General features: G+C 59.7%; 25 protein-coding genes. 16 read left to right on the top strand and 9 right to left on the bottom strand.

Annotated elements, in window-relative coordinates; translation table 11 throughout:
• The first annotated feature begins 21 nt into the window (after positions 1 to 21).
• Positions 22 to 741 carry a cyclic nucleotide-binding domain-containing protein gene (locus tag BN32_RS13690; protein WP_040426482.1) on the top strand — a complete coding sequence of 240 codons (720 nt, stop codon included), beginning with the start codon at positions 22 to 24 and terminating at the stop codon, positions 739 to 741.
• A 199-nt stretch (positions 742 to 940) separates the two neighbouring features.
• Entirely contained in the window at positions 941 to 1,468 is a 528-nt protein-coding gene (locus tag BN32_RS13685; RefSeq protein ID WP_152343691.1) for a MarR family winged helix-turn-helix transcriptional regulator, read from the top strand.
• A gap of 92 nt (positions 1,469 to 1,560) precedes the next feature.
• On the opposite strand, the gene BN32_RS13680 is transcribed toward BN32_RS13685, so the two are convergent.
• On the bottom strand, positions 1,561 to 1,968 hold the full coding sequence (locus BN32_RS13680) for a DUF6522 family protein (RefSeq protein ID WP_019198792.1): 408 nt from the start codon (positions 1,966 to 1,968) through the stop codon (positions 1,561 to 1,563).
• Positions 1,969 to 2,048: 80 nt separating this feature from the next.
• Between BN32_RS13680 and BN32_RS13675 the strand changes: the two genes are divergently transcribed.
• The 12 genes from BN32_RS13675 to ccoS all read left to right on the top strand — a co-directional run bounded on the left by BN32_RS13675 (position 2,049) and on the right by ccoS (position 11,889).
• Positions 2,049 to 2,516, top strand: coding sequence for a hypothetical protein (locus BN32_RS13675; protein ID WP_051488463.1), 468 nt, complete (start codon positions 2,049 to 2,051; stop codon positions 2,514 to 2,516).
• A gap of 152 nt (positions 2,517 to 2,668) precedes the next feature.
• Complete coding sequence (locus tag BN32_RS13670) at positions 2,669 to 3,097, top strand: Rrf2 family transcriptional regulator (RefSeq protein ID WP_019198790.1); 429 nt, start codon at positions 2,669 to 2,671, stop codon at positions 3,095 to 3,097.
• A gap of 110 nt (positions 3,098 to 3,207) precedes the next feature.
• A complete protein-coding gene (locus BN32_RS26200) occupies positions 3,208 to 3,501 on the top strand; it encodes a DUF2249 domain-containing protein (RefSeq protein ID WP_321175243.1) in 294 nt (97 codons plus the stop codon).
• A gap of 131 nt (positions 3,502 to 3,632) precedes the next feature.
• On the top strand, positions 3,633 to 4,820 hold the full coding sequence (locus BN32_RS13665) for an NnrS family protein (RefSeq protein WP_040425706.1): 1,188 nt from the start codon (positions 3,633 to 3,635) through the stop codon (positions 4,818 to 4,820).
• Between the two features lie 185 nt (positions 4,821 to 5,005).
• Positions 5,006 to 6,664, top strand: a complete 1,659-nt coding sequence (gene ccoN, locus BN32_RS13660) for a cytochrome-c oxidase, cbb3-type subunit I (RefSeq protein ID WP_019198786.1) — start codon at positions 5,006 to 5,008, stop codon at positions 6,662 to 6,664.
• 1 nt (position 6,665) lies between these two features.
• Entirely contained in the window at positions 6,666 to 7,403 is a 738-nt protein-coding gene (gene ccoO / locus BN32_RS13655) for a cytochrome-c oxidase, cbb3-type subunit II (protein ID WP_019198785.1), read from the top strand.
• A complete protein-coding gene (locus tag BN32_RS13650) occupies positions 7,403 to 7,588 on the top strand; it encodes a cbb3-type cytochrome c oxidase subunit 3 (RefSeq protein WP_040426474.1) in 186 nt (61 codons plus the stop codon). The genes ccoO and BN32_RS13650 overlap by 1 nt, the downstream gene beginning before the upstream one ends.
• On the top strand, positions 7,579 to 8,460 hold the full coding sequence (gene ccoP / locus BN32_RS13645; protein WP_019198783.1) for a cytochrome-c oxidase, cbb3-type subunit III: 882 nt from the start codon (positions 7,579 to 7,581) through the stop codon (positions 8,458 to 8,460). The genes BN32_RS13650 and ccoP overlap by 10 nt, the downstream gene beginning before the upstream one ends.
• A complete protein-coding gene (locus BN32_RS13640; protein ID WP_019198782.1) occupies positions 8,457 to 8,669 on the top strand; it encodes a hypothetical protein in 213 nt (70 codons plus the stop codon). Before ccoP ends, BN32_RS13640 begins: the two co-directional genes overlap by 4 nt.
• A 7-nt stretch (positions 8,670 to 8,676) precedes the next feature.
• Complete coding sequence (locus tag BN32_RS13635; RefSeq protein WP_040426470.1) at positions 8,677 to 9,474, top strand: DUF2189 domain-containing protein; 798 nt, start codon at positions 8,677 to 8,679, stop codon at positions 9,472 to 9,474.
• A gap of 13 nt (positions 9,475 to 9,487) precedes the next feature.
• Positions 9,488 to 11,737: a heavy metal translocating P-type ATPase gene (locus tag BN32_RS13630; RefSeq protein WP_019198780.1), complete on the top strand. Its 2,250-nt coding sequence runs from the start codon at positions 9,488 to 9,490 to the stop codon at positions 11,735 to 11,737.
• Positions 11,734 to 11,889, top strand: a complete 156-nt coding sequence (gene ccoS / locus BN32_RS13625) for a cbb3-type cytochrome oxidase assembly protein CcoS (protein ID WP_019198779.1) — start codon at positions 11,734 to 11,736, stop codon at positions 11,887 to 11,889. Before BN32_RS13630 ends, ccoS begins: the two co-directional genes overlap by 4 nt.
• Before the next feature lie 579 nt (positions 11,890 to 12,468).
• Here the strand turns inward: ccoS and BN32_RS13620 are convergent.
• From BN32_RS13620 to BN32_RS13585, 8 genes are all read right to left on the bottom strand, one after another.
• The gene (locus tag BN32_RS13620) at positions 12,469 to 12,852 is read right to left on the bottom strand and encodes a c-type cytochrome (protein ID WP_019198778.1); all 384 of its coding nucleotides are present in this window, start codon (positions 12,850 to 12,852) and stop codon (positions 12,469 to 12,471) included.
• A 94-nt stretch (positions 12,853 to 12,946) separates the two neighbouring features.
• Positions 12,947 to 13,945: an FAD:protein FMN transferase gene (locus tag BN32_RS13615; RefSeq protein ID WP_019198777.1), complete on the bottom strand. Its 999-nt coding sequence runs from the start codon at positions 13,943 to 13,945 to the stop codon at positions 12,947 to 12,949.
• 13 nt (positions 13,946 to 13,958) lie between these two features.
• Positions 13,959 to 14,516, bottom strand: coding sequence for a nitrous oxide reductase accessory protein NosL (locus BN32_RS13610; RefSeq protein ID WP_019198776.1), 558 nt, complete (start codon positions 14,514 to 14,516; stop codon positions 13,959 to 13,961).
• Positions 14,513 to 15,340 carry a DUF2705 family protein gene (locus tag BN32_RS13605; protein WP_019198775.1) on the bottom strand — a complete coding sequence of 276 codons (828 nt, stop codon included), beginning with the start codon at positions 15,338 to 15,340 and terminating at the stop codon, positions 14,513 to 14,515. The genes BN32_RS13610 and BN32_RS13605 overlap by 4 nt, the downstream gene beginning before the upstream one ends.
• Positions 15,337 to 16,239: an ABC transporter ATP-binding protein gene (locus tag BN32_RS13600; RefSeq protein WP_019198774.1), complete on the bottom strand. Its 903-nt coding sequence runs from the start codon at positions 16,237 to 16,239 to the stop codon at positions 15,337 to 15,339. Before BN32_RS13600 ends, BN32_RS13605 begins: the two co-directional genes overlap by 4 nt.
• The gene (locus BN32_RS13595; RefSeq protein ID WP_019198773.1) at positions 16,236 to 17,597 is read right to left on the bottom strand and encodes a nitrous oxide reductase family maturation protein NosD; all 1,362 of its coding nucleotides are present in this window, start codon (positions 17,595 to 17,597) and stop codon (positions 16,236 to 16,238) included. The genes BN32_RS13600 and BN32_RS13595 overlap by 4 nt, the downstream gene beginning before the upstream one ends.
• Positions 17,598 to 17,611: 14 nt before the next feature.
• The gene (nosZ, locus tag BN32_RS13590) at positions 17,612 to 19,561 is read right to left on the bottom strand and encodes a TAT-dependent nitrous-oxide reductase (RefSeq protein WP_019198772.1); all 1,950 of its coding nucleotides are present in this window, start codon (positions 19,559 to 19,561) and stop codon (positions 17,612 to 17,614) included.
• A 9-nt stretch (positions 19,562 to 19,570) separates the two neighbouring features.
• Positions 19,571 to 21,826 (bottom strand): NosR/NirI family protein, encoded by a 2,256-nt coding sequence (locus tag BN32_RS13585; protein ID WP_051488517.1) that lies wholly within the window; start codon positions 21,824 to 21,826, stop codon positions 19,571 to 19,573.
• A gap of 368 nt (positions 21,827 to 22,194) precedes the next feature.
• Between BN32_RS13585 and BN32_RS13580 the strand changes: the two genes are divergently transcribed.
• The gene (locus BN32_RS13580; protein ID WP_019198770.1) at positions 22,195 to 22,905 is read left to right on the top strand and encodes a Crp/Fnr family transcriptional regulator; all 711 of its coding nucleotides are present in this window, start codon (positions 22,195 to 22,197) and stop codon (positions 22,903 to 22,905) included.
• 202 nt (positions 22,906 to 23,107) lie between these two features.
• The gene (locus tag BN32_RS13575) at positions 23,108 to 23,974 is read left to right on the top strand and encodes a ferritin-like domain-containing protein (protein ID WP_019198769.1); all 867 of its coding nucleotides are present in this window, start codon (positions 23,108 to 23,110) and stop codon (positions 23,972 to 23,974) included.
• Positions 23,975 to 23,983 lie beyond the last annotated feature (9 nt).

The following is a 23,983-nucleotide window of genomic DNA, read 5'->3' as shown; positions in this document are numbered from 1 at the left end:
CATCCATCCTGGAACAGCCTCATGCCGCAGTCGGCCCTTCCGCGATTGTCCGGTGACTTTCCGCGCCGGTGTTTGCATTGCCGGGCGCGCGCGCTCAGCTTGTGCGCAGCGCTCGACTCAGTCGAACTTCACGATCTTGAAAAGCTAGGTAAGGAGACCCGCTTCGCATCGAAGGAGTCCTTGTTTTCGGAAGATGAGAGCGCCAGCAGGGTCTATAGCCTCACGCAAGGCGTCGCGCGTTTGTATAGACTGTTGCCCGACGGACGACGCCATATCGTCGGGTTTGCATTGCCCGGAGACTTTTTGGGAACGACACTTTCCGGTCGCTACAGTTTCTCGGCCGATGCGATTACACCGATTGTCGCCTGCCGGTTTTCCAAGGAAGGGTTCTCGCGCTTCGCTGAAGCCAAACCAAATATGTTGCGCCGAATGAATGAGTTCGAGGTGCGTGAGCTTCATCTGGCCCGTAACCAGATGCTTCTGCTCAGTAGCCGTTCGGCGGAGCAGAAGGTAGCGTTGTTTCTCATTGGCTGGCGCGACCGGCTCGCACGGCTTGGGGAGGAGCCGAAAACCTTGCCATTGCCCATGAAGCGCCGGGACATTGCGGACTTTCTTGGCCTGACAATTGAAACGGTGAGCCGCACATTCACCCAGCTTGAGCGGGAGAAAGTTATCACCAACGTTCCGAAGGGATTTCGCTTGCTGAATCTGGCGCGCGCAGAAGCTCTGGCATGGACGTGATGAATTGTCCGACATCGGAAATTTTGAGAAGAGATTGATTCCGCTCAAAGACCTCGCATCCTGATCCGGCATACTGCCGCTTGACGAGACGAGGTTTTCATGCCGGTCGACGGCGAGCGCGATTGCGCATTGTCGGAAAGACGGCAGCATTCTTCAATGTCAAACAGAATGCGAATTACAGCTTGGGGAGTTAACGGCTGTGCCGCGACTGACGGTGACAAAACCAGAACTGATGCCGGGAGGAAGCGACGCGCTCTTTCGCAAATGTATTCTTGATTTTCTGGCATTCAGCGCGCGCGTGAGCCAGTGCCGCGCGGGTTTTAGCGAACGGTTGGGAATTTCGGGTATCGCCTATACGACGCTGATATCGATCGCTTACCTACAGGGAGAGAGGGGGGTAGGCGTCAGCCGTATTGCCGAGCACCTTCATCTATCGGGTGCTTTCGTCACGATCGAAGTATCGAAGCTCGTTGAGGCGGATCTTGTCAAAAAGCGAATCAACAGGAATGACAGGCGTCGCGTTCTGCTGACGGTGACGCCAAAAGGAAGGCGGTTGCTCGACGATCTCGTTAGTGTACAAGCCCCTGTTAACGACGCGCTTTTTGATTGTCTGAGCGCCGTCGAGTTTCAGCAACTGTCGTCGATGATGGAACGTCTTGTGCCCTGTGGCGACCAAGCGGCTATGCGAGTCGGCTCGTTACCGCGACGAGCATCATTGCCGCCATGACCGCTGACCATAGTCTTGAGTGACCAATGACGACGGTATTCTCTCTTCGCGAGGCACGCACTTCACCGTCAAGGAGCACGAATTTCATTCGCTCAGCTTTGTGGTTTGTGCATGACCGGCGGTCGTTCGCCAAAATCAACGACCGAGCGTTGCAGGATACGGCCCGATTCATCGACGCTTAGCCGGCCGCGCCGGTTGCCGTAAAAAAAGCTCAAGCGAAACTGCCCCTCATGATCGTCGATACCGCGTTCGCACGCAGTTGTAATGGCGCGCTTCCGCATAAGTTCGGGGATGTCAGCAGGGTGAATATGAAGAAGACCACCCAGCGTTGAACTGTCGACACAAAAGGCGCCGTCTTCGATTTCGATGTGATGGCTGCTGGCGGATCTGTCGTTGGATTGTTCATGGGAGCTGCGAGTTTCCACCGGAACGTCATTCGAGGCAGAACGGTGGTCGTTTGGCGGCGTCGGAAGGGCGACGTTCCCAGGATTGCTTCGCATGATTACACGCTCTCTTGCTGCTTGAACGTTATAGATATATAGTGGATGTATCTTATGGTTCAACCACGGAGAACCGCGATATGGATGGGGCCGCAGACGGGTGGAGATGGGCAGTCGGCCTTTTCGCCGTCGCAGCTGTATGGGCTGGTTTGCTGCTCGGCGTGTCGTTTCTCGCCACCCCTGCAAAATTTCTGGCGCCCAGTCTTTCGCTGAGCGTGGCGCTTGATGTCGGTCGACATACGTTTGCGGTTTTCAACAAGTTGGAGTGGCTGCTTGCTGCGACGGTGCTCCTGATGGTATTCGGGGCGCGTGCGCGATTAAGCGCCATGATGGTCATCGCGGTTTGCCTCGTGGTTGCCGTGGAGACGTTCTGGTTGTTGCCGCTGTTGGATCAGCGCGTCGGATTGATCATCGCGGGGCAGCAGCCGCCAGCCTCGAACCGGCACAGTCTCTATATTCTGCTCGAGCTTGCCACGCTCGGTGCGCTGATTGTTGTGAGCATCGATATGACGCGGCGGCTTCAGCGTCCGTGTGCGCGACCTTTTTGATGCGCGAGCACTCTCGCTGAGAGGTCACAAGTTGAGTAGGCGCGGCAGCATGATTTCGGCGCGAGCTTGCAAAAGATGATGTCTGTGCATCTTTTGGGGGATGAAGGATTCTTCGAGATGTCCTGGATGGCCTGCAACTCTCGGAATCTGCGATGCGATTGACACATTTCTCGGACTACGCGCTCCGCGTACTAATGTACGCGGCCATGCGTGGTGAAAACTTGATCACCATTGAGGAAACGGCCGGGTTGTACGGAATTTCCCGAGCACATCTCATGAAAGTCGCAAACCAACTCACCCGGGCTGGCTACCTGAAAGCCATTAGGGGGAGATCGGGCGGTCTTGCATTGGCCAAACGTCCGGATTCGATCCGCCTCGGCGATGTCCTACGGGCCACGGAGCCGGATTTTGCCTTGGTCGAGTGTTTCACAGCCGACAACCGATGTCTGATCACGCCACGCTGTCGGCTACGCGGTGCTCTCCACGAAGCGCTCGCTGCCTTCGTCGGAACGTTGGACGGTTATACGCTGGCCGATCTGATTCTTAGCCCTAAGGATTTCGGGATCAAACCCGCGGTCTGATCGATATTTGTTCATCATTTATCGTCCATTTCCGGGAAGGCACTTGCATAAGCTGACAATTCTTATAAGAGTCATTTATAGTATATCTTTTTGAGCCAGTTGGTGAAGTAGTGCTCAATTTGACCGACTTGCAGATCGGTGAAGCGAAGGAATTGGCGATGTCTGAAGACGTTCATGCCTCAGAGAGAGTGATCAATGTGCGGGATATTGATCCGCGTCATCGTCACAGGATCATCTTCCAGTTATTCGAACAACTTGGTTCGGATAGCAGTCTTCAACTGGTGGTAGATCATGATCCAAGGCCCCTGCGTCTTCAGCTCGAAGCAAAACATGGAGCGCGCTGCCGATGGACATACCTCGTTCAGGGTCCGGATGTTTGGCGAATTCGGCTTCAGCAAGGCTAGGAAATTTTACGGCGTGAGATTTGTTAGTGACGCCATCGGTCGCATACAGGTTGATGCTCGGTTCGTCGGATTGCGCGGGTACCGAAGCGATGTAAGACGTGCTGATCCGGTGTCGAGGAGCGGTTGAGCACATGACAACCCAAAATACTCCGGTGCCGCGGCTGCGGCTCTATCAGGGGCCTGCGGTTTTATCCTACGGGTTCAGGCCATTTTTCCTGCTCGGCGCGGCTTATGCGGGACTTGCCGTTCTGGCCTGGCTGCCGGTGTTTCTGGGGGAGTTGACGCTGCAGACAACTTTCGCTCCGCGCGACTGGCATGTGCACGAAATGCTGTACGGCTATTTGCCGGCGGTCATCACCGGCTTTCTGTTCACGGCAATTCCGAACTGGACCGGACGGTTGCCTATTCAGGGTATGCCGTTGCTCGCGCTGGTCATCGTTTGGATCATCGGACGGCTTGCCGTGACATGCTCGGCGGGGATCGGCTGGTTCGCAGCCATGCTGATCGATATCAGCTTCCTTGCGCTGATCACGGCCGCCATCGGACGTGAAATTCTCGTCGGACGAAACTGGCGCAACCTCAAGGTTGTCGCGCTGGTCGCGCTTCTCCTCCTCGGCAACATCGCTTTCCACCTAGAGGCACATTTCGCCGGTACGGCGGATTACGGCATTCGTGCCGGTATTGCCGTTGTCGTCCTGCTGATCCTGCTGATCGGTGGCCGAATCATTCCAAGTTTCACACGCAACTGGCTGGTGCGCGAAAATCCCGGACGCTTGCCGTCTCCCTTCGCCAGGTTCGACGTGGCGATCGTCATCCTGAGCGCGGCGGCACTGCTGGCGTGGGTTTTCTGTCAAGATGGCTTCTGGATGGGCATCCTGCTTGCCCTGATAGGAGTCCTGCACGTCATTCGTCTCGGCCGATGGGCTGGTGACCGCACTTCCCGGGAGCGCCTCGTCCTCGTCCTACACGTCGGATACGCTTTCATTCCGGCTGGCTTTTTACTGTCTGCGGCATCTGCCTTCAGTTTCGTTCCCGCAAGTGCTGGCATCCACGCGTGGATGGCGGGAGCCGCCGGAGTCATGACATTGGCGGTGATGACACGTGCAAGCCTTGGTCATACCGGCCAGCGGCTGACGGCCTCGCTCTCAACGCAGGGAATTTATGCCGCTATTGTGATTGCGGCGCTTGCTCGCATCTGCGCGGTCATGGTCCCAGCCTGGAGCGGCCAGTTGCTGCATCTAGCCGCCTTTGCATGGGCGACGGCATTTCTCGGCTTCGTAGTTTACTTCGGCCGCGCGCTTATGAGTGCGGCGAAGTGACAGCGCGCGCAGAGATATGTCCTGCTGCTGGTCCGCAATGCGCAGGAACGAGTGGGAGATGACAGATCAGCACTTCTCCAGTTGCGCCGTTTGGTTCGTTGCGTTTAAGCAAAAGGCAGCTGCTTTGTTTCCGGTATCCCGTCTTCGCCGCGACGATTCCGCTTCCTCATGATCAGGATAGATAGATGATTGCCCAGCTAACAAAGTCCGAGCGTCAGAACGCCCTCGTTCTGTTTCTGCTTTTGGCAGTGGGCGGCCTCGCTATGGCAGTCGTCGGACACGATGATCCATTGGGCGTTCATGGCGCCATCGTCATGATCGCTGCGCTGGCAGGCATCTTTCTCGTCATTTCGCGTTATTACGATCCGGAGCCGTCATTGGATCGGCTCGAGCGCTACTACGACGATCCCACCAAGGTCGGAATTGTACTTGCGATGGTGTGGGCCGTCGTCGGCATGTTCGTCGGCGACTGGGTCGCCTGGCAGCTCGCCTATCCCGACCTGACATTCGATGCCGCGTGGTCGAGCTTCGGGCGGCTGCGCCCCGTCCACACATCGGGTGTGATTTTCGGCTTTGGCGGCAACGCCCTGATCGCGACCTCGTTCTACGTTCTCCAGCGGACCTCGCGGGCGCGATTGCCCGATCAGATAAGCCCCTGGTTCGTTCTGCTTGGATACAACTTGTTCTGCGTGATCGCTGCGTCCGGCTACCTCATGGGTGTCACGCAGTCGAAGGAATACGCGGAGCCGGAGTGGTATGCGGACATCTGGCTGGTGATCGTTTGGGTCGTCTACTTCGTGATCTACCTACGCACGCTGGCCCGCCGCAAGGAGCCGCACATCTACGTCTCCAACTGGTACTACATGGCCTTCATCCTAGTCGTCGCCATCCTGCACATCGTCAATAACCTCGCCGTGCCCGTGTCGCTCGGACACGCCAAGAGCTATTCGGCTTTTTCCGGTGTTCAGGATGCGATGACGCAGTGGTGGTACGGCCACAACGCCGTGGCTTTCTTCCTGACGTCCGGCTTTCTGGGCATGATGTACTACTACTTGCCGATCCGCGCCGGGCGCCCGATTTTTTCCTACCGCCTGTCCATCATCAGTTTCTGGGGCATCACCTTTATGTACATGTGGGCGGGTTCGCACCACTTGCACTATACGGCGTTGCCGCACTGGGTTCAGACGCTCGGCGTGACCTTCTCGGTGATGCTCCTCGTTCCGTCGTGGGCGTCCGCAGGGAATGCGTTGCTGACGCTGAACGGCGCCTGGCAGAAGGTGCGCGACGACGCAACGCTGCGTTTCATGATGATGGCGGCGGTGTTCTACGGGCTCTCCACGTTTGAAGGCTCGTTCATGGCGATCCGCTCGGTGAACTCGCTGTCGCACTATACGGACTGGACCGTCGGGCACGTGCATGCGGGCGCGCTTGGCTGGGTCGCGATGATCACGTTCGGATCGATCTATGCCTCCGTGCCGTGGCTATGGAAGCGGCAACAGATGTATTCGTCACGGCTGGTCGAGGCGCACTTCTGGCTCGCGCTTGGCGGAACGCTCGTCTACGTCTTTGCGATGTGGAATTCCGGCATCATCCAAGGGTTGATGTGGCGGACCTACAATGACAGCGGCACGCTCGCCTATTCGTTCACTGAAACAGTCACGGCGATGCATCCCTATTACATCGCGCGCGCGATCGGCGGCCTCATGTTTTTGATCGGTGCGTTGATCGGCAGCTACAACATCTGGATGACCATTCGCACGGCGGATCAGCCGGAGGAGGAGCGCGCCATGGATCGTCCGGTGCCGCGTCCCGTGGCCACTCCGGTTCTGCAGCCAGGAGAATGACATGAGTTTCTTTGGTCTGCACTACAATCTCGAGAAGAAAGCCATCGGCCTCGTCCTTGCGATCATCGGCGTCGCAAGCATTGGCGGCGCCGTTGAGATCGCGCCGCTCTTTACGATCCATCAGACAGTGGAGGAGGCACCGAACATGCGCGTCTACACGCCGCTCGAGGTCGCCGGGCGCAACATCTACATTCGGGAGGGGTGCTACGCCTGCCACTCCCAGATGATCCGCACGCTTCGTGACGAAGTCGAACGCTATGGACCGTACTCGCTTGCGGTCGAGTCCAAGTACGATCACCCGATGCTTTGGGGCTCGAAACGAACGGGCCCGGATATCGCGCGTCTGGGTGGAAAGTATTCGGATGAGTGGCATGTGGCGCATCTCAACAATCCTCGCGACGTCGTGCCGGAGTCGGTCATGCCCCATTACTCATGGCTTGGGCGCAATTCCCTGCGCAACGAGGATCTCGGCAAACATCTTGCGGCGCTTCGCAAGGTTGGAGTTCCGTACACGGACGAGATGATCGCCAACGCGGCTGCAGATGCATACGGCCAGGCTGCTCCGGATTCCCCACGAGCCGAGGGCGTAGTCAAGCGATACGGCGAGGCCACGAACGTCCGCGCCTTCGATGGCCGCCCCGGTGAATTGACGGAGATGGACGCGCTTGTCGCCTATCTGCAGATTCTCGGAAAGCTGACGGATGCCGCGCACAAGACCGCAGCCTCGGGAGCACAATGATGCCGATTGATCACGATTTCACGGTTTGGTTCTCAAAGTCCTTCGGTTTGTTTTATCTGATCGCAATGTCGGCGGTGATTGTCGCCTATGCGTATTGGCCCTCAAACCGCAAGCAGTTCGACGCGGCTGCGCAATCGATCCTCGGCAACGAGGACAAGCCGTCGAAGGATGAATCATGGCGGTAGAGGAACGCGACCCGCACACGGGATATCTGACGACCGGTCACGAGTGGAGCGGGATCAAGGAACTCAACACGCCCGTCCCGCGCGCGGTCTACCTGTTCCTGATTGCGACAGCGCTATTCAGCGTCGGGTACTGGATTCTGATGCCAGCCTGGCCGATCGGGGTGACGTTCACGAAAGGGTTGCTTGGCATCGACCAGCGCACCAGCCTCGAAGCCGATCTGCGGGAGACCGCAGCGGAACGAAAGGTGTGGAGCGACCAGATCGAGGCGAAGAGCTATGATGACATCCGGAAGGATCCCAAGCTGATGCGGATCGTTCGGCAGACAGGTCAGACGTTGTTCCGCGACAATTGCGCGGCCTGTCACGGTTCGACCGCGCAAGGCTCAAAAGGATATCCAAGCCTGACGACGGCGTCGTGGCTGTGGGGTGGCGATCCGGCGACGGTGGCGGAGACGATCCGCGTCGGGATTAATTCGTCGCACAAGGACAGCCGCGCCTCGCAGATGATGGCTTTCGGCCGCGATGGAATTCTGAAGCCGAAGGAAGTCGATGACGTCGTCGATTATGTGCGGAGCCTGTCCGATCTGGAGGTCGCGCAAAATACGCCGGCGCCCAGACTCGATGCCGGCAAGGCGGTGTTCGCAGCGAATTGCGCCGCCTGTCACGGCGACGACGGCAAGGGAAAGACCGAGATGGGCGCGCCGGACCTCACCGACCACTTCTGGATTTACGGTGGCGATCTGCAATCGGTCTCTTCGACGGTCTGGAGCGGGCGGCAGGGAAAGATGCCGACCTGGGAGGAGCGCCTGTCCGCTCTCGATCGCAAGATTCTGGCGCTTTATCTGACCGACCTGCCGAGGGCCGCGCGATGAACCGGATCACGCTCCGATCACCGAAGGCTGTCCTCTGGCTCGCGGTCTGTGCCGGGTTGCTTCTGGTGATCGGGGCCAACGCGCATCTGGTCTATGTCGCGATCATGTCGCAGCCGGAATGCGTCGCTCATGTGCGCCCCGGTGAAACTGCGCCGGACCAGGCGCGATTCGGAGCCGCGCGCTCGTCGTGCAATCCGCAAACACGTTGAGGCCGAGATCATGGCTATCCCTGTTCTGGTTCCACCGCTGCCCCGAGCGAAGCCCTGGAAGCGCGATGTCCCGAATGCGGCGGCGCTGCAATGGCTGTCGGCCGGCTGGAAGGACTTCAAGGTCAACCCTGGAGCAAGTCTCGGATACGGCTTGCTGGTTTATCTCGTGTCGGTGATCACCACCGTCGGCCTGTTCGTCTTTGGCTGGGACTACATTCTGTTTCCGGCGTTCGCCGGCTTCATGGTGATGGGGCCGATCCTCGGCATCGGACTCTATGAGAAGAGCAAGCGGATTTCCGAAGGACGGCCTGTGAGCCTACTCAACATGATGCTGGTCAAGCCGAAGTCCGGCGGGCAAGTGCTGTTTGCCGGCGCATTGCTGGTCATGCTGACGCTAGTGTGGATGCGGGCTGCTGTCATCATCTATGCGCTGTTCTTCGGCGTGCGGCCATTTCCTGGCCTCGATCACATCGTAGCGATGCTGCTGACGACCGGAACCGGCTACGCCATGCTGCTTGTCGGCAGCGCGGTGGGAGGCCTGTTCTCGGCCTTCGCGTTTGCTGTCAGCGCATTTTCGATACCGATGCTGCTCGACCAACGGGTCGATGCCTTGACGGCGATGGGGACGAGCATGGCGCTGGTGTGGCACAATCTGCCCGTGATGCTGACATGGGCAGCGATCATGCTGGCTCTTATCGTTTTGGGTCTTGCGACGGGACTGCTGGGAATGATCGTCGTCTTTCCCGTGCTCGGTCATGCGACCTGGCATTCCTACCGCACAATGTGTGGAGAGCATCCGGTCTGATCGGAGGAGCGCCATGAGTTGTTGCGACACAGGTCTGGTGGTTGCTGCGATAGCCGCCGGATCCGGTGCGATCGGAGAAGAGATTCGGCTGGCGAGCCGCGACGCGGGCGGCGGGTTACGGCAGACGGATCTGTCGGTACCCGGCGTTTACTGCGGCGCGTGCATGGCGACGATCGAGCGTGAACTCTCTAATCTGCCGGGTGTGGAGCATGCCCGCGTCAATCTTTCGACGAAGCGGGTGACTGTCCGCTGGCGTGGCTCCGAGCCGGTTCCGGCGTTCATCGAGACGTTGAAGGGCGCAGGTTTCGACGCGCATCTGTTCGATGTGGAATCCTCGCAAGGCGATCCGGTCTTCTCCGAGTTGATCAAGGCACTCGCCGTCAGCGGTTTCGCGTCAAGCAACATCATGCTGTTGTCGGTATCGATATGGTCGGGCGCAGATGCCGAGTCCCGTAATCTCTTTCACTTGTTGTCCGCGTTCATTGCACTTCCCGCGCTCGCCTATTCAGGCTGCGTCTTCTTCCGCTCGGCCTGGCGGAGTTTGCGGCATGGACGCACCAACATGGATGTTCCGATCTCGATCGGCGTCCTGCTGGCTTTCGCCCTCAGCCTGTACGAGACGGTCGTTCGCGGGCCGCACGCCTATTTCGATGCGGCAATATCGCTGCTCTTCTTTCTGCTGATCGGCCGCACGCTCGATCACATGATGCGGGAACGGGCGCGTAGCGCTGTCACGGGGCTGGCGCGGCTCGGCGCGCGCGTCGCCCGGCTCGCGGGCGACGACGGAGGTCATACGTTTATCCCTGTTGCCGAGGTCAGGCCGGGAATGTTGCTGCTTGTCGCGGCCGGAGACCGCGTTCCGGTCGACGCCACGGTGAAACAGGGCGTTTCCGATATCGATGTTTCCATTGTCTCGGGGGAAAGTGGGCCGCAGGCGGCGGAAATCGGCTCGCTTCTTCGCGCCGGCTCGCTGAACCTGACGGGACCGCTGACGGTCGTGGCCAATGCAAACGCGAGCGACTCATTCCTCGCGGAAATGGTGCGGTTGATGGAGGCTGCGGAGCAGGGGCGCTCGGCATACCGCCGGATCGCGGACCGTGCGGCGGCGATGTATGCGCCCGTGGTGCATCTTACGGCTCTTGCAGCTTTTGCCGGCTGGTGGTTTGCGACCGGGGATTTCCATCGCGCGATCACGATTGCGATCGCTGTGCTGATCATCACTTGCCCCTGCGCGCTTGGTCTGGCCGTGCCGATGGTTCAGGTCGTGGCGTCGCGGCGCCTGTTCGAAGCGGGTGTGATGGTGAAGGACGGCGGTGCGCTGGAGAAGCTCGCTGAGATCGACACGGTCCTGCTCGACAAGACGGGGACGCTCACGGCGGGAGATCCGCAACTGGTTGTCCGCACCGGCGATCAGCAGGCGCTATCCATCGCGGCGGCGCTCGCATCTCGTTCATCTCATCCGTATTCACGCGCGATCGCGCAGGCTTTGGTCCCTGACGGAGCGCTATCGCTCGATGGGATTATCGAGCGCCCGGGATTGGGGCTGGAGGCGCGTTTTGGCGCTGACGTGATCAAGCTGGGGCGGCCGTCCTGGGCTTCGCAGCAGGATGCCGCCGAAGAATCGTCCGTCGTCCTGTCCAGGGCAGGCCGCATCATCGCTACTTTCGATTTTCACGACCGGATGCGCCCGGGCGCGGAAGACGCGGTCGGGGCGCTGACCAGCGAAGGACTGGATGTGGAAATCGTTTCGGGAGACAGTGAGGCGCGGGTTCAGCGGCTCGGCCGACTCCTTGGAATCGACGCGACTGCGGAATTGATGCCGAGTGACAAGGTGGCGCGGATCATCGACCTGCGTGCCGCTGGCCGCAAGGTATTGATGGTCGGAGACGGCTTGAACGACGCTCCGGCCCTTGCCGCGGCTCATGCTTCCATCGCGCCATCGTCTGCCGCGGATGTCGGACGGCAGGCCGCGGACGTCGTGTTTCTTCAGGAGAGCTTGATCGCGGTTCCGCTGGCCGTGCGAATTGCGCGACGGTCGAAGCGACTCGTACATGAGAATCTGATGCTGGCGGTCGCATACAATGTCATTGCGGTGCCGGTGGCCGTGGCGGGTTACGTAACCCCGTTGGTCGCCGCGGTTGCGATGTCCGGCTCCTCCATTCTTGTTGTTCTGAACGCGCTCCGTCTTTCCGGAATCGCGGGACGAGCATCGCCCAAGAAGGAAACCGCACAGGCCGTTCGCCTCGTCGAGGCAGCCGAATGACCGACTACTACTATCTCATACCGATTGCGATCGCTCTCGGGCTCACGGGCCTCTTGGCCTTCATATGGTCGCTTGGAAGCGGGCAATACGAAGATCTCGATGGCGCGGCGGAGCGCATTCTTCATCAGGAAGAGGACGAACCGCTGAGTTGATCGGTTTCGTTAACCTATCGATCAGCACACGGACACAGTGTAGTTTCACGACGCTCCTTTTCACACGCAGGCGCGGGCCGTTTTGTCTGTCTCAGATAGTCTGCAGAGCGACTTCTCTGGCGGGCTGCGCAAGATCAAAGTTGCAAATTTCGTCTAACAAGCGAGTCACAGGAAGCCTTGTTCTGAGTGCGTTTCTGAGATTCTCGTTTACAAAATAAAGTCCGATCGTGGCCTCGCAACTGACGTGATGTTTCAGTTTGCCTTTACCTCCACCGGGAATTACCGGTTGCGACGCAAAAGTCGTCCGCCCGCTACGGCGCTATTGGGCGCGCGCGTGCGACTTTGCTCTGCCGAACGAGACCATCCGTGGAGTTGCAGAATTCGCTGGTCCTTCGGTTCTGAAGGAAAGCCCGTTCCGCAGGAGTTTCTCAAGCTCTCAGTTACAAATTCCGATTCCTACGCTTTCGTCTGTGAACTCGTTTACATCTCCTAAATGACTCGGGGCCTGGAAAGCTTGTCTTTTCGGGCCCGAGTCTCCTTTCGGTTACAAATTAAAGAAACTACATTTTAGAACAGCCACTACTTCTTTTTGCCGTCGGCGTCGAACTGCTTCAGGAACGCGATCAAGTCAGTGGTTCTTTGTTCATCCTTCAATCCGGCGTAGATCATCTTTGTGCCCGGAATCTTGGCCTTGGGATCCTTGATGTATTCGCGGAAGGTCGACTCGTCCCAAGTGGTACCGGAGTCCTTGTTCGCGATAGAATATGCGTAGCCCGGCACGCTGCCAGCTTTGCGGCCTATGAGGCCGTTGAGAGTCGGTCCGACGACGTTCTTCGCGTTCTCACCGATCTGGTGACAGGCTTTGCAGACGGCGAAAATCTTCTCGCCCGCGGCGGCGTCCTGAGCCCTTACTTCACCCGAGCACACAACTGCCAACAGCGCAATGAACAACAATTCTCGCATTCCATTCTCCTCTTTTCACGTTCGCCATTCAAAAACTCAACACTTCGCGTTTAGTTCATATCCGACTTTGAGTTCAGATGTCGGGCGACCGTCGTCATGCGCCGTACACGCACGAACGTCCGTCTGCAGTGATCAGCCGAGCTTGCGTACCCGACCGAACCGCAACAACGTCGGCGATCCGAGATGCCGGCATCAGGCTGAAAGCCGTCGAAAGCGCGTCGGCTTCGGTTGCGGTCGGAGCGATCACGCTGACCGTGCGGTACAGGGCGGGACTGCGTCCAGTCCTTGGGTTGAACAGATGATTGAACCGACCCGCCGTGTCGAAACGGAAACCCGCTCCGGCGGTGGTCGCAACCGCGCGATCGACAAGATCGATGGTTTCCGTGAGCGCACCGGCCTCGTCCGGATCGGCTAGTCCGACGCGCCATGGTGTCCCATCCGGTCTAGCTGCGATCGCGCGTATCTCGCCCATATTGACGAGCGTCGTTGATAACCCCGATCCGCGCAAAATATCCACAACGCGGTCAGTGGCGTATCCTTGTGCGATGCCGTTCAGCGTGATCGCGGCGCCGGGCTTGACGAGCGCCACGCGGTCGTCACTAACCAACAAGCCGCTATGGCCAACCTTCGCGAGCGTCTCAGCCAGCTTTTGCGCCGACGGGCCGGCGGGGTGCGGTTCGTCCGAAGAGAAGTGTTCGGCGTAAAGCTGCCAAAGCGGCTGGACCGTCGGATCGAACGCGCCGTCGGTCACACTCGCGAACCGCAACGCGGACTTCAACAGTGCGACCATCTCAGTGCTGGGAGAAACGAGGATGCCGGTGCGATTGAGCTTTGAGATCGCTGAATCGGTCCGGTACAGGCTGAACTGCTGCTCCAGCCGCCGTACATCTAGGACACATCTGTAAACCAGCCGTTGGGCCTCTGCGCGGTCTGAGTGATGGATATCGATCGACACCTGCGCCCCGAGCGCTGATCCGCGCCAGCGCACAGATTCGTCCGTCGCGGCCACTCGGCCGCCAGTCAGAAATGTCGATCCGGCGGCGCTCGCAGCAATGACGATCATGCGCCGACGGGTGAGTTCTTGTTTGAGCATCGGCTGTTCCTCGTCAGTTGACCCGCACGTCCGGACGACTGTGCTGGCTCTGGTCGATCGGCACGTCGCTGCCGAGCACGTATGCACTTGGGATTTGCTCGAATGTCACCACCCGGCCGGCATTGTCGTTGGCAAACGCTTCGGCGGCCTCGCGATTTCCGAACGGCACCGCCTCGGCTGCTCCCATGCCGCCCTGTTTGCGGCTTTCGATCACGAAAAATGCCTTGCGCGCATCGACCCAGTTTGTTGGGCCCGGATTATCCCAGCTTGTCGCCCGCGCCATGTCCGAAACATAGATCGCCCGGATGTCGCGGGGCTGGTCGGGCATCAAGGTGAAGGCCACGGTGTCGCGGACCGACGAGAACCAGAATGGGTCGATCCGGCCGGCCGTAATAATCTGGCCTTTCGGTCCGGGATGTTCGAGCAGATTCATGCCGCAGAACACGCCCATGGCGTCGCTGTTGAGCGCCACCGGCGGCGGCACCACCGAATTGGCTGCATCCTGATTGCATCCCGCGAGCAAGATCGCGGCGAGAACGGCGGCCAGGATTCGCAAGGTTCGCAAACTCATAATTCCCTCCGCGCAAAGAATGCGGTCGCAAGTCCGAGCGGCGCGGCTATCCAGACCACCAGACCCATCAGCAGTGCAACGATGCCCGTGCTCGCGGTTCCGGCCAGTCCGGCCATGCCGGAAAACTGGCTAACGTTGAACCCGGTCAGATTGGTCAGCCGATAAAGATCAGTCGGGTTGAGGAACAGCAGCGCCTCGAGCACGGGCGCCGAGACGATGCGCCCCTGATCGACCACCAGGATGCCGAGCAGCGCCATGTCGAACACCAGCACCATCAACAGCCAGACGCCCACGGAAATGCCCGCTGCGGTACCGCGATCGCGCACAAGGCTGCTGATCAGATATCCCATCGCAACAAACACCGCACCGAGCAGGATCGATGTCCCGAGCATCGAAGCGAAGGCGTACCAGCTCGAGGCCAGCACTGAGGCGCCGGTGATGGCAAGTGCTGCGGCCGCCGCGCCATAGCCGATCACGGTGGCGAAGGCGAGGATCAACACATGCCCGCAGAATTTCCCAAGGATAACCTGATAGCGGCCGACAGGATAGCTGAGCAGCAGGATCATGGTGCCCCGCTCCATCTCGCCGACCACCGCGTCATGTGAGATCAAAAGGGCGATCAGCGGTAGCAGAAAGATGGTGAGGCTGGACAGGCTGACGACCACGACGTCAAGCGCGCCGGCGCCGACATTGCCAGTCGGTGCGCTGCCGAGGAATGTCAAGGACAGCGACAGCGCGGCCAAGAGCAATGTAGTCGCCAGAACCCAGCGGTTGCGCAAGCCTTCCTTGATTTCCTTCGCCGCGATGATGACGATGTTTCTCATGCGGCATTCCCCCGCAGAAAATGGGCGTAGAGATCGTCGAGCGTCGGAGCCGCGATCTCGATATTGGTGACGCAGGGGTCGCCGGCCGCGACGCGCAGCAGCTCCATCTTGCTGGCCTCATCGGGCACCAGCAGGATGCGGCCATGCGGAGTTGCGACACTCGTCCCGTTTATCCATCCCGGCGGGACGGTGGCCCCGGGCGCAATATCGAGCGAAACCCGGATTGGCAGTTGCGAGATCGAGCGCAGTTCCGCCAGCGTGCCCTGCGCGACCAGTAGCCCGTGGTTCATGATCAACACATGCTCCGCGCGATCCTCAAGTTCGGTGAGCGCGTGCGAGGAGATCAGGACGGTGGCGCCGTCGTCGCGCAATTCACCAAGGATCTCGTAGAAGGTCTGACGCAGCGCAGGGTCTAGCCCCGTGGTCGGCTCGTCCAGTAGCAGGACGCGCGGCCGCCCCAGCAGCGCCTGGGCCAGGCCGAGGCGCTGGCGCATGCCCTTGGAATAAGTCCCGACCCTGCGATCGGCGGCATGCATCAGGCCGACGCGGTCGAGCAGCGGCCAGGCCGAAGCGGGCTCTATCTGCTTCAGCCGCGCGTAGAACGCCAGCGTTTCGCGCCCGGTCAAAGCGGCGTTGAACGCGACATTCTCCGGCAGATAGCCGAGCTGCCGGCGCGCCGAGAATTGGCCGGCCGCCGGATCCTCGTCGAGCACGCGGACCGCGCCGCGCTCGGCATGAATGAGGCCGAGCATCAGCTTGATCAGCGTGGTCTTGCCGGCACCGTTGTGGCCGACCAGCGCGTTCAGCCGTCCCGAACCGAGGTCGAACGAGACATTGCGCAGCGCCTTGACCGCGCCGTACCTCTTCTCCACGCCGTTGACGGCGACAGTGATGGTCATCGCAGCCTCCGACTGGTTGATGGTTTCGGCGGTGGCGCGATCAAAGGATGGGTGTCGACGACGCCGCCGGGATAAAGCGCGGGAAACTGCGCCTGCGCCCAGCGCAGCACCTGCACCGCGGGGCTGTTGATCAGCACTTTCGCAGACGGCGCGGTCCACAGCACCCGGTCGACGAGATCGTTGGGGCGGTAGGCGGTGTCGGCGATGCCGTCGCCATTGAGATCGAACGCCGGATTGTCGCTCCAGTAGTTGCCGCGGCCGCCCTTAGACCAGTCGAGGTCGCGGGTGCCGACATACTTCACTTGGTTTCGGTTACCGACAAAAGCGTTGCCGGTGATCTCGTTACCCTCGGAGCCGGCAGTGAAATGAACCCCGATGCCGCAACGCTCGAACCAGTTGTTACGAAACTTGTTGTGGTTGGTGTTGTAGATGAAGACGCATTTCCCCGGTCCGCTGCGCAGGCCCGGTTCGGGTTTCGATTCCGGCAGCATGCCGCGTTCTTCGACCGGACCTTCGTCCTTCCTGCTTGCAATATTATCGAGCGAGCCACCGTTAACCCAATTGCCGTCGATCTCGGCGTAATTAGCGTAGTTGAACAGCAGTCCGTAGTCGCGGTCGCGGTCCGAGATGTTGTTGCGGATCATTAGCCGGTTCGAATACATGATAGCGTAGCCAACGTGATTGCCGATGGAAATGTTGCCGCTGACTTCGCTGTCGTTGGTGTACATGTAATGCACCGCGAACCGCACTTGGTCGAAGCGGTTGTTGATGAAGCGGTCCTTGCGGCTGGAAATCGTGAAGACGCCGTCGCGGCCGTAGCGGAACGTATTCTCGGCGATGGTGACATCGGGCGCATTCCAGACCGATACGCCGTTGCCGCGCTCGTTGAGGCGCCTGTCCTGCATGCCCTCGATGATATTTCGCTGTACGCGTGACCCCGTCGCACCATGGACGTAAATACCGTAAAGGTTGCCTTCGAAGCGGTTGTTTTCGACTAGGGCACGTTGCGCGGTCTTCGCGAGAAACACACCGGAATCCATTTTCTCCAGATCGTAGCCCGATCCCCGGATGGTCACGCCGCGAACCGTGACATCAGGCGACGTCACGGTGACGACGTTGCCGGCACCGCCGCCATCGAGCACGGCGCCCGGCCATCCGCTCAATACCACGCGCCGCTCGATCCTGATCGCACCCTTGTACTCACCCGCTGAGAGTTCGATGACGTCGCCGTCCTGGGCCCGGTCCAGCACGGCCTGCAACGGCTGCTCCGGAACAGCCCTCAGCGTCTCCGCAACCGCAAAGCCCGGGATTCCGACGGCGATGATCGCCGCCGGAAGAATTCGCAAAAAGAAGAGCATGTGCCGATCCCGCCTCAAACCGACTTGGGTTCGACCATCATGCGGCCCTTCATCTCCATGTGCATGGCGTGGCAGAACCACGAACAATAGTACCAGAAGACGCCGGCCTTATCCGCCGTGAACGTCACCGAGGCCGTCGCCATGGGCGCTACTTCCATGTTGATCCCATAGTTCACGATGCAGAAACCGTGCGTCAGGTCTTCCACCGAGTCGATATTGGTGACGTAGACGGTGACCTCATCGCCCTGTTTGATCTGGAATTGCTCGAGTCCGAACGCCGGCGCGGTCGATGTCATGTAAACACGGACCTTGTTACCGTCCCGGATCACCTTGGAGTCGGCCTCGAGATCGATTCCGTCGGCCTTGGCCTGCTTGACGGCATCGGCAAAGAACGGATCGGCACGATCCCAGATCGAAACCGGATTGATCTTGGAGCGGTGAACGATGGTGGCGTCATGAGGTTCGGCAAAGCTCGGACCATCATGGACCAGTTTCATCTTGTCGCCGGAGATATCGATCAGTTGGTCGTTCTCGGGCTTAAGCGGCCCGACATTGAGGAAGCGGTCCTTTGAGAACTTATTGAGCGAGATCAGCCACTTTCCGTCGGCTTCCTTGGTCTGTCCCATCGAGGTATGGTTGTGGCCGGGCTGATAGTGCACATCGAGCTTCTGAAGGATAGGATCGACCTTCTCGCCCTTGAACGCGCGCCTGGCAAGATCGATGCTCCACTTGCAGACCTGACTGTCGAGAAAGAGCGTCGTGTAGGCGTTGCCTTTGCCGTCATAGGCCGTGTGCAAGGGTCCGAGGCCGAGCTCTGGCTCCGCGACCACGACGTCGCGCGGCTGGATCTTGTCGTCGAACAACTGGTCGAACAGCCGCACATCCATCACCGTGACCGTAGGCGAGAGCTTGCCCGCCGCTACGATATGGATGCCATCCGGCGCGGTGTTCATGCCGTGCGGGCTGTTGGAAACTGGGACATAGCGGGTATAGGGCGAGCCCTTGCGACCGTCGATGACAGGCACGCCGTTGATTTCCTTGAAGTCCCCCTTCTTCACCGCTTCTTCGATGCGCTTGATGTTGAAGATCGTGACCCAGTCCTGCTCCTTGGCGGTCATATCGGCGAGGGTGACGCCCTCTTCCGAATTGTAGCAGGTGGAGAAGGCGTACTTGCCCTGGTAGTCGGCATCGACGTTATCGAGATTGCCGCTGACGATCACCTGCCAGGCCACCTTCATGGTGTCGCCGTCAATCGCGCTGAAGATCGAGCGATACTGCTTTGGATCGTCGAGTATCTTGCCGTCGTTCGGCATCGGCACGCCATCCTCGCCGTTGGCGAACACATAGCCGGTACGGGGGTATTTCTGCACGCGCAGGCCGTGCACCGTGTGCTGGTTCGGAAGCTGGATGATCTTGTCGCACTTCATTACGTCGAGACGCACCCGCGCGACGCGGGTGTTGGACTTGTCGTTCATGAAGGCGTAGCGGCCGTCATAGGTGCCGTCGGTGAAGGAGATGTGCGGGTGATGTAGGTCGCCATTCATGTAGGTGCCGCCGCGGGTCTTGAGGAACTCGCGGGTCTCGGGCAACAGCCCCTCGGTCAGTATTTTCAGACTTTCATTGGTCTGGCCCCAGCCTGTGGCGCTGCAGCGATTGAACACTGGTACCCGCATTAACTCACGCATCGACGGCAATCCAACGATACGCAATTCACCGGACTGGCCGCTCGAGAAAAAGGTATAGTATTCATCCAACTCGCCGGGATGCACTTCGGCCTTCAGAACCGCGGGCCGCGCTGCGGGCGCCGCCTTCGCGGGGGCCGTCTTGGTCTGCGCGTCAGCAGCTGTGATTACGCCGTCGGTCTTGAGCGCAACGCCGCCCACGAGGCTCACGCCCGCAGCTGCTGCAGTCGTTCCAAGCAATTTGCGTCGGCTCACGCCCTTTGCGTTTTCATTTTCGCTCATAATAGTCTCCTAGGCTTCAGGTTGCGGGTGGTGTGATGGCACAGCAGGCTGCGAGCCGACGGGCTTGCCTCCGGCAGTGATGACGGTATTCGGACCCTTGCCGCTGCGCATGGAGGGCGAAGACAGAGCCTCGCGCTTCTCGCGCTTCAGCCGAACCTGGATCATGTGCGGGCAGCGATGGTCATCGAAATACAATTCCTGACAGTGCATGCAGTAGATGCACTCGTTGACGTTGATGTGCCCGTCGGGATGAATCGCTTGCACCGGACATTCCTTGGCGCAGCGCTGGCAAGGCGAGCCGCATTCCGGCCAGCGCCTGAGCCACTCGAACATCCGGATGCGGCCCGGAATCGCGAGTGCAGCACCGAGCGGACACATGTAGCGGCAGAAGAATCGCTCGACGAACAGGCCCGCCGCGAGCAGCGTCAGCGCATAGAGGACAAACGGCCATTCGCGCGCAAATTTCAGGATGATGGAGGTCTTGAAGGGTTCGACTTCGGCGAGTTGCTCGGCGAACGCGGTCGAGTACAGTGACATGCCGAACAGGCCGAGAAAGATGATGTACTTGATCGGCCAGAGCCGCTCATGCAGCCCCCAAGGCACGTTGAACTGGGGGACCTTAAGCGCTTGGGCGACGTTGTTGAGCAACTCCTGCAGGGCTCCAAAGGGGCATAACCAGCCGCAGAACGGTCCGCGTCCCCAGAACAACAGCCCAGCCGCGATCGATGCCCAAAGAATGAAGATGAGCGGGGCGGCGAGGAAATACTCCCAACTGAAGCCGGTCAGCAACGAGTTGACGAAGGTCAGGACGTTCACGACGGAGAGTTGAGCATTCGCATACCAACCCAGCCAGACCAGGATGAAGAGTAGGTAGCTCCGACGAACCCAGACGTATATCGCCGGGCGACGGACCAGGAAGTTCTGAAAAAAGAAAATCAGCGTAAGCGCGCCCAACGCGGCGACGGTCATTCCGATCTTGACGACGTCGCCGCGCCAGATGCGCATCCAAAGCGGCTCTTCGTCGGTCGCGGGCGGCGGCGTACCGGCTTCACGCCTCTCAGCAGCCAAGGGCGCCGACTTGGCGAGCGGTGCCGCTGCGGTGGCGGGGGGCTGAAGCGGCGCTTCGCGCTTGAGGTACGTTTCCGGAAGCGTATAGCCGAGATCGAAGGTAACTAGAGCCTTGTCCCGCGCGCCGACGACGCGCTGCATCAGTAGTTGCAGCACCCATGGTTCGGTCGGATCGAGCGGGAGCTCGGGCGGCACCGTAAACAACGCGATTTCCGGGAAGTCGGGCGCGCCTTCGGCAACAAGATTGCCCAAGCGCGTGTGATCGCGGTCGCGGAAGCGGACGCTGTTAGTCTCCTGGATCAATTCGACGCGATCGAAAATCCCTCCTCGGACGTAGGCGGCTCCCTTGAACGAGTAGCGGCCGGATCCGGCGACGACGAGCGTCTGTTGTCCCGGTTTCAACCGGCCGACCAGACGATTGTAACCGTCGTCTCCGAGCAGACTGCGGCCGATCGTCGGCACGGCGACATCAGCCACATATAGATCAATGAAGGTTTCGTCCGGATCGCCTTCTTCCGGACGCGCCGCCGCGGCGGCGTTGCCGGTTTTCTCGAAAGCCTTGTTCACGTCCGCGACCGAAAGGAGCAACCTCTTGACGGATCCGTCGCCGACGAGGCTCTGCCAATCTCGGATTTCGCTTTTTGCTGGATCGATCGTCCTCGAAACTCGTGGCACCGTGCTGGCGGCTGGATTGGCTTGGGCGCCCAGACGACCGCTCCTGATCAGCTTGGTGGCGGACCGAACGATGCTGTCGCCGATCACCAGAACGGTGACGGTCGCGCCGCTGACGATATCGACCTGCGGGGCCGGCGCGGCACCTCGCGCCACGCTTCCCAAGTCGGCGCCGATCAACTTGTTGACGGCCTCCAGAATGCGCTTTTCGGGAATGCCCACCAGCACGATGGGTTCCTTGTGCTCGACTAGCTTGAGGCCCGTCAGGATTCCCTTGGGATCTATTCCGACGAGGGTGTGTATCGGCTTACCGGAATAGCCGACCGCATTGGCGAAATCGGAGTTGAGATAAACGAAGCCCAGCAGCTTATCGCTTTGATAGACCGGCGCGATTGGCGGATCGCCTTGGACAGGACCGAAACGGTCGGCGCTAGGAAAGAAATGCGACGGCGCGGCTTTTGACAAATAAGTCGCGAGATTGTTGGCCGCGAACGCGGTGCACGAAGCCAACGCCGCCAACACCATGACAGCGGCGGCAGCGAACACGGTCAAACAAGCTTTCGGATTCACGCAAAACCTTTCGAGCGTAGAGCGCACGCAGACGTAGTTTTGCGTGATCGGCTCGCCGGCGCGCTCTGGAGACAGCCTGTCGCTGCGGACGGCCTGGAGGGGCTTGCGAGTATTTCCATCATAAAGGTGCGCTTCCGCTCATGGAGACCACCCGTAATCTATCAACAATGAAAGCGGTTCGATTTGCGCTGGCGCAAACTCGACACCCCACGGTTCCGGCTAAAGAGAGGAACTAATCATCGATTTACAATTGCGACCCTCAACAAGCGTCCGCATTGCAATTTACTGCGATGATCGGAATTCACGGGACTAAGTGAAGCAAAATGGCCGATTCCGATCCGCCAATATCCCGGCGAGAACTTGCCAGCATCGAGCTGTTTCGAGGAGTTTCGGCGGCGGCTCTCGATGAGGCACGCAAATCGGCTCGGCGCCTCATTTTTTCAAAAGACGCCAGGGTATTCGATCAGGGTGATACTCGGGTTCGAGCGCACGCGCTCCTGAAAGGAATCGTGCGCATCTCACAATCGGGTAGCGATGGAGCGCAAATAGTCATCAGATTCATTGGGGTCGGCGAAATATTTGGAGTCGCGGCTGCCTTTACTGACCATCGATATCCCGCGGATGCCGATACAATGGCGGCGTCCGTCGTGGTAAGCTGGAGTGAAGCAGATCTGATCAGGTTGATACACCGCCATCCTCAGGTTGCGCTGAATGCTCTTAGAATCATGGGGAGACGTCTTGCTGAGCTGCAAAATCGCCTCCGGGAAGTCTCCACGCAATCCGTCGAAAGACGTGTAGCTCACACGATACTTCGCCTGGTCCGGCAATTCGGCAGAGAGGAGTCGTTTGGAACGACCATAGGTCTTTCCCTGCGGCGCAAGGATATTGCTGACATCGCGGGGACCACGCTCTATTCCGTGAGCCGTGCTCTTACGAATTGGGAAAAGCGTGGGTTGCTGTTCACGCGCGATCAATCGCTGACCGTGACCAAGCTCAAGGATCTTCGCGCGATCGCAGAAGTGATCGTCAGCTAACAGCTTGGCCGAGACCTAGAAAAAGATCGCAGTTCGGTTTCGGACTATTCCAACGCAACCGAAGGGCAGGTCACACATTGGTTGCAGGAACGCTCGTCTGTCGCTCGATGCGGCGGCGGAAGCCGCCCTTGAGCCAGGTCAAACCCGTTTCCGACTATGCATGCTATATTCACTGCCAAATCACGTTGTGCCGGATCGAAGCATGCTGCTGTCACGAACCTTGTTGTTGAAAGGAGAGCCCGCAGGAAGTCTGCAGTCGCTCGACGAGCTGTTTGCGCTTGCGAATGCAATGGAGCAGGAGTCCGCCAGCAAGTACGACGATCTCGCGGCAGACATGCAACGTCAGAATAAGCCGGATCTCGCCGCCGTCTTCGCGCAACTTGCCGCGGCAGAGCGCGAACATGTCGACAGTGTGGCGCGCTGGTCGCAATCCCGTATCGGCAGAGCGCCCGATCCCGCGCTCGTGCGCTGGGAGGCGCCCGAAACGTTCGATCGCGAGACAGCCGCGGAAATCATGACCTCTAGACTGATGACACCCTACCGTGCGCTGTCCATGGCAGTGCGCAATGAGGAGCGCGCTTTCGCGTTCTGGTCATATGTAGCTGGATTTGCGGAAGATCCCGAGATCAAACAGACCGCCGAAGCCATGGCGCGGGAGGAATTGGGCCATGTCGCCACATTGCGAAAGGAGCGGCGGCGCGCATATCATGGCGAGGACAACAAGATGCGCGCAGTCGAGCAGGGCAATGTCGGCCAAGTTGATGCGGCGGCGCTGGAACGTCGTCTGGCAGGGCAGCTCGCCGACCTGAAGCGTCGCGTCGAAGGCGAAGCGGCCAATCGGGCGCGCGAGCTTCTTCAGGAAACGACGCGCATGTCGGCTCAAGCCGCCGGGATAGGCCGATTTCCCGCGAACCTTGAGCAATGCGACGCGCAAACTATCGCCGAGGCGCTGGCTGATGCCTACCTCGAGGGTGCCGAGAATTCCGTCGATCCCGGTCGCCTTGAATCCATGCAGGCGCTCGCGGGGTACGCGATCGCTCGCCTCGCCTGGCTGCGGGCATTGACGTGAGCAAATTCT

Origin of the sequence: Afipia birgiae 34632, assembly GCF_000308295.2 — a bacterium.
Taxonomy (GTDB): Bacteria; Pseudomonadota; Alphaproteobacteria; order Rhizobiales; family Xanthobacteraceae; genus Afipia; species Afipia birgiae.
Note: the sequence above shows the minus strand (reverse complement) of the source record. Positions and strands in the feature narration are given on the sequence as shown.

Coding starts and splice junctions, on each gene's coding strand:
- BN32_RS13630 (WP_019198780.1), top strand. CDS start 9,488: ATGAGTTGTTGCGACACAGGTCTGGTGGTTGCTGCGATAGCCGCCGGA.
- BN32_RS13675 (WP_051488463.1), top strand. CDS start 2,049: ATGGATGGGGCCGCAGACGGGTGGAGATGGGCAGTCGGCCTTTTCGCC.
- BN32_RS13580 (WP_019198770.1), top strand. CDS start 22,195: ATGGCCGATTCCGATCCGCCAATATCCCGGCGAGAACTTGCCAGCATC.
- BN32_RS13600 (WP_019198774.1), bottom strand. CDS start 16,239: ATGACCATCACTGTCGCCGTCAACGGCGTGGAGAAGAGGTACGGCGCG.
- BN32_RS13690 (WP_040426482.1), top strand. CDS start 22: ATGCCGCAGTCGGCCCTTCCGCGATTGTCCGGTGACTTTCCGCGCCGG.
- ccoS (WP_019198779.1), top strand. CDS start 11,734: ATGACCGACTACTACTATCTCATACCGATTGCGATCGCTCTCGGGCTC.
- nosZ (WP_019198772.1), bottom strand. CDS start 19,561: ATGAGCGAAAATGAAAACGCAAAGGGCGTGAGCCGACGCAAATTGCTT.
- BN32_RS13680 (WP_019198792.1), bottom strand. CDS start 1,968: ATGCGAAGCAATCCTGGGAACGTCGCCCTTCCGACGCCGCCAAACGAC.
- BN32_RS13665 (WP_040425706.1), top strand. CDS start 3,633: ATGACAACCCAAAATACTCCGGTGCCGCGGCTGCGGCTCTATCAGGGG.
- BN32_RS13575 (WP_019198769.1), top strand. CDS start 23,108: ATGCTGCTGTCACGAACCTTGTTGTTGAAAGGAGAGCCCGCAGGAAGT.
- ccoP (WP_019198783.1), top strand. CDS start 7,579: ATGGCGGTAGAGGAACGCGACCCGCACACGGGATATCTGACGACCGGT.
- BN32_RS13605 (WP_019198775.1), bottom strand. CDS start 15,340: ATGAGAAACATCGTCATCATCGCGGCGAAGGAAATCAAGGAAGGCTTG.
- BN32_RS13640 (WP_019198782.1), top strand. CDS start 8,457: ATGAACCGGATCACGCTCCGATCACCGAAGGCTGTCCTCTGGCTCGCG.
- BN32_RS13595 (WP_019198773.1), bottom strand. CDS start 17,597: ATGCTCTTCTTTTTGCGAATTCTTCCGGCGGCGATCATCGCCGTCGGA.
- BN32_RS13610 (WP_019198776.1), bottom strand. CDS start 14,516: ATGAGTTTGCGAACCTTGCGAATCCTGGCCGCCGTTCTCGCCGCGATC.
- ccoO (WP_019198785.1), top strand. CDS start 6,666: ATGAGTTTCTTTGGTCTGCACTACAATCTCGAGAAGAAAGCCATCGGC.
- BN32_RS13670 (WP_019198790.1), top strand. CDS start 2,669: ATGCGATTGACACATTTCTCGGACTACGCGCTCCGCGTACTAATGTAC.
- ccoN (WP_019198786.1), top strand. CDS start 5,006: ATGATTGCCCAGCTAACAAAGTCCGAGCGTCAGAACGCCCTCGTTCTG.
- BN32_RS13650 (WP_040426474.1), top strand. CDS start 7,403: ATGCCGATTGATCACGATTTCACGGTTTGGTTCTCAAAGTCCTTCGGT.
- BN32_RS13615 (WP_019198777.1), bottom strand. CDS start 13,945: ATGCTCAAACAAGAACTCACCCGTCGGCGCATGATCGTCATTGCTGCG.
- BN32_RS13620 (WP_019198778.1), bottom strand. CDS start 12,852: ATGCGAGAATTGTTGTTCATTGCGCTGTTGGCAGTTGTGTGCTCGGGT.
- BN32_RS13585 (WP_051488517.1), bottom strand. CDS start 21,826: ATGGTGTTGGCGGCGTTGGCTTCGTGCACCGCGTTCGCGGCCAACAAT.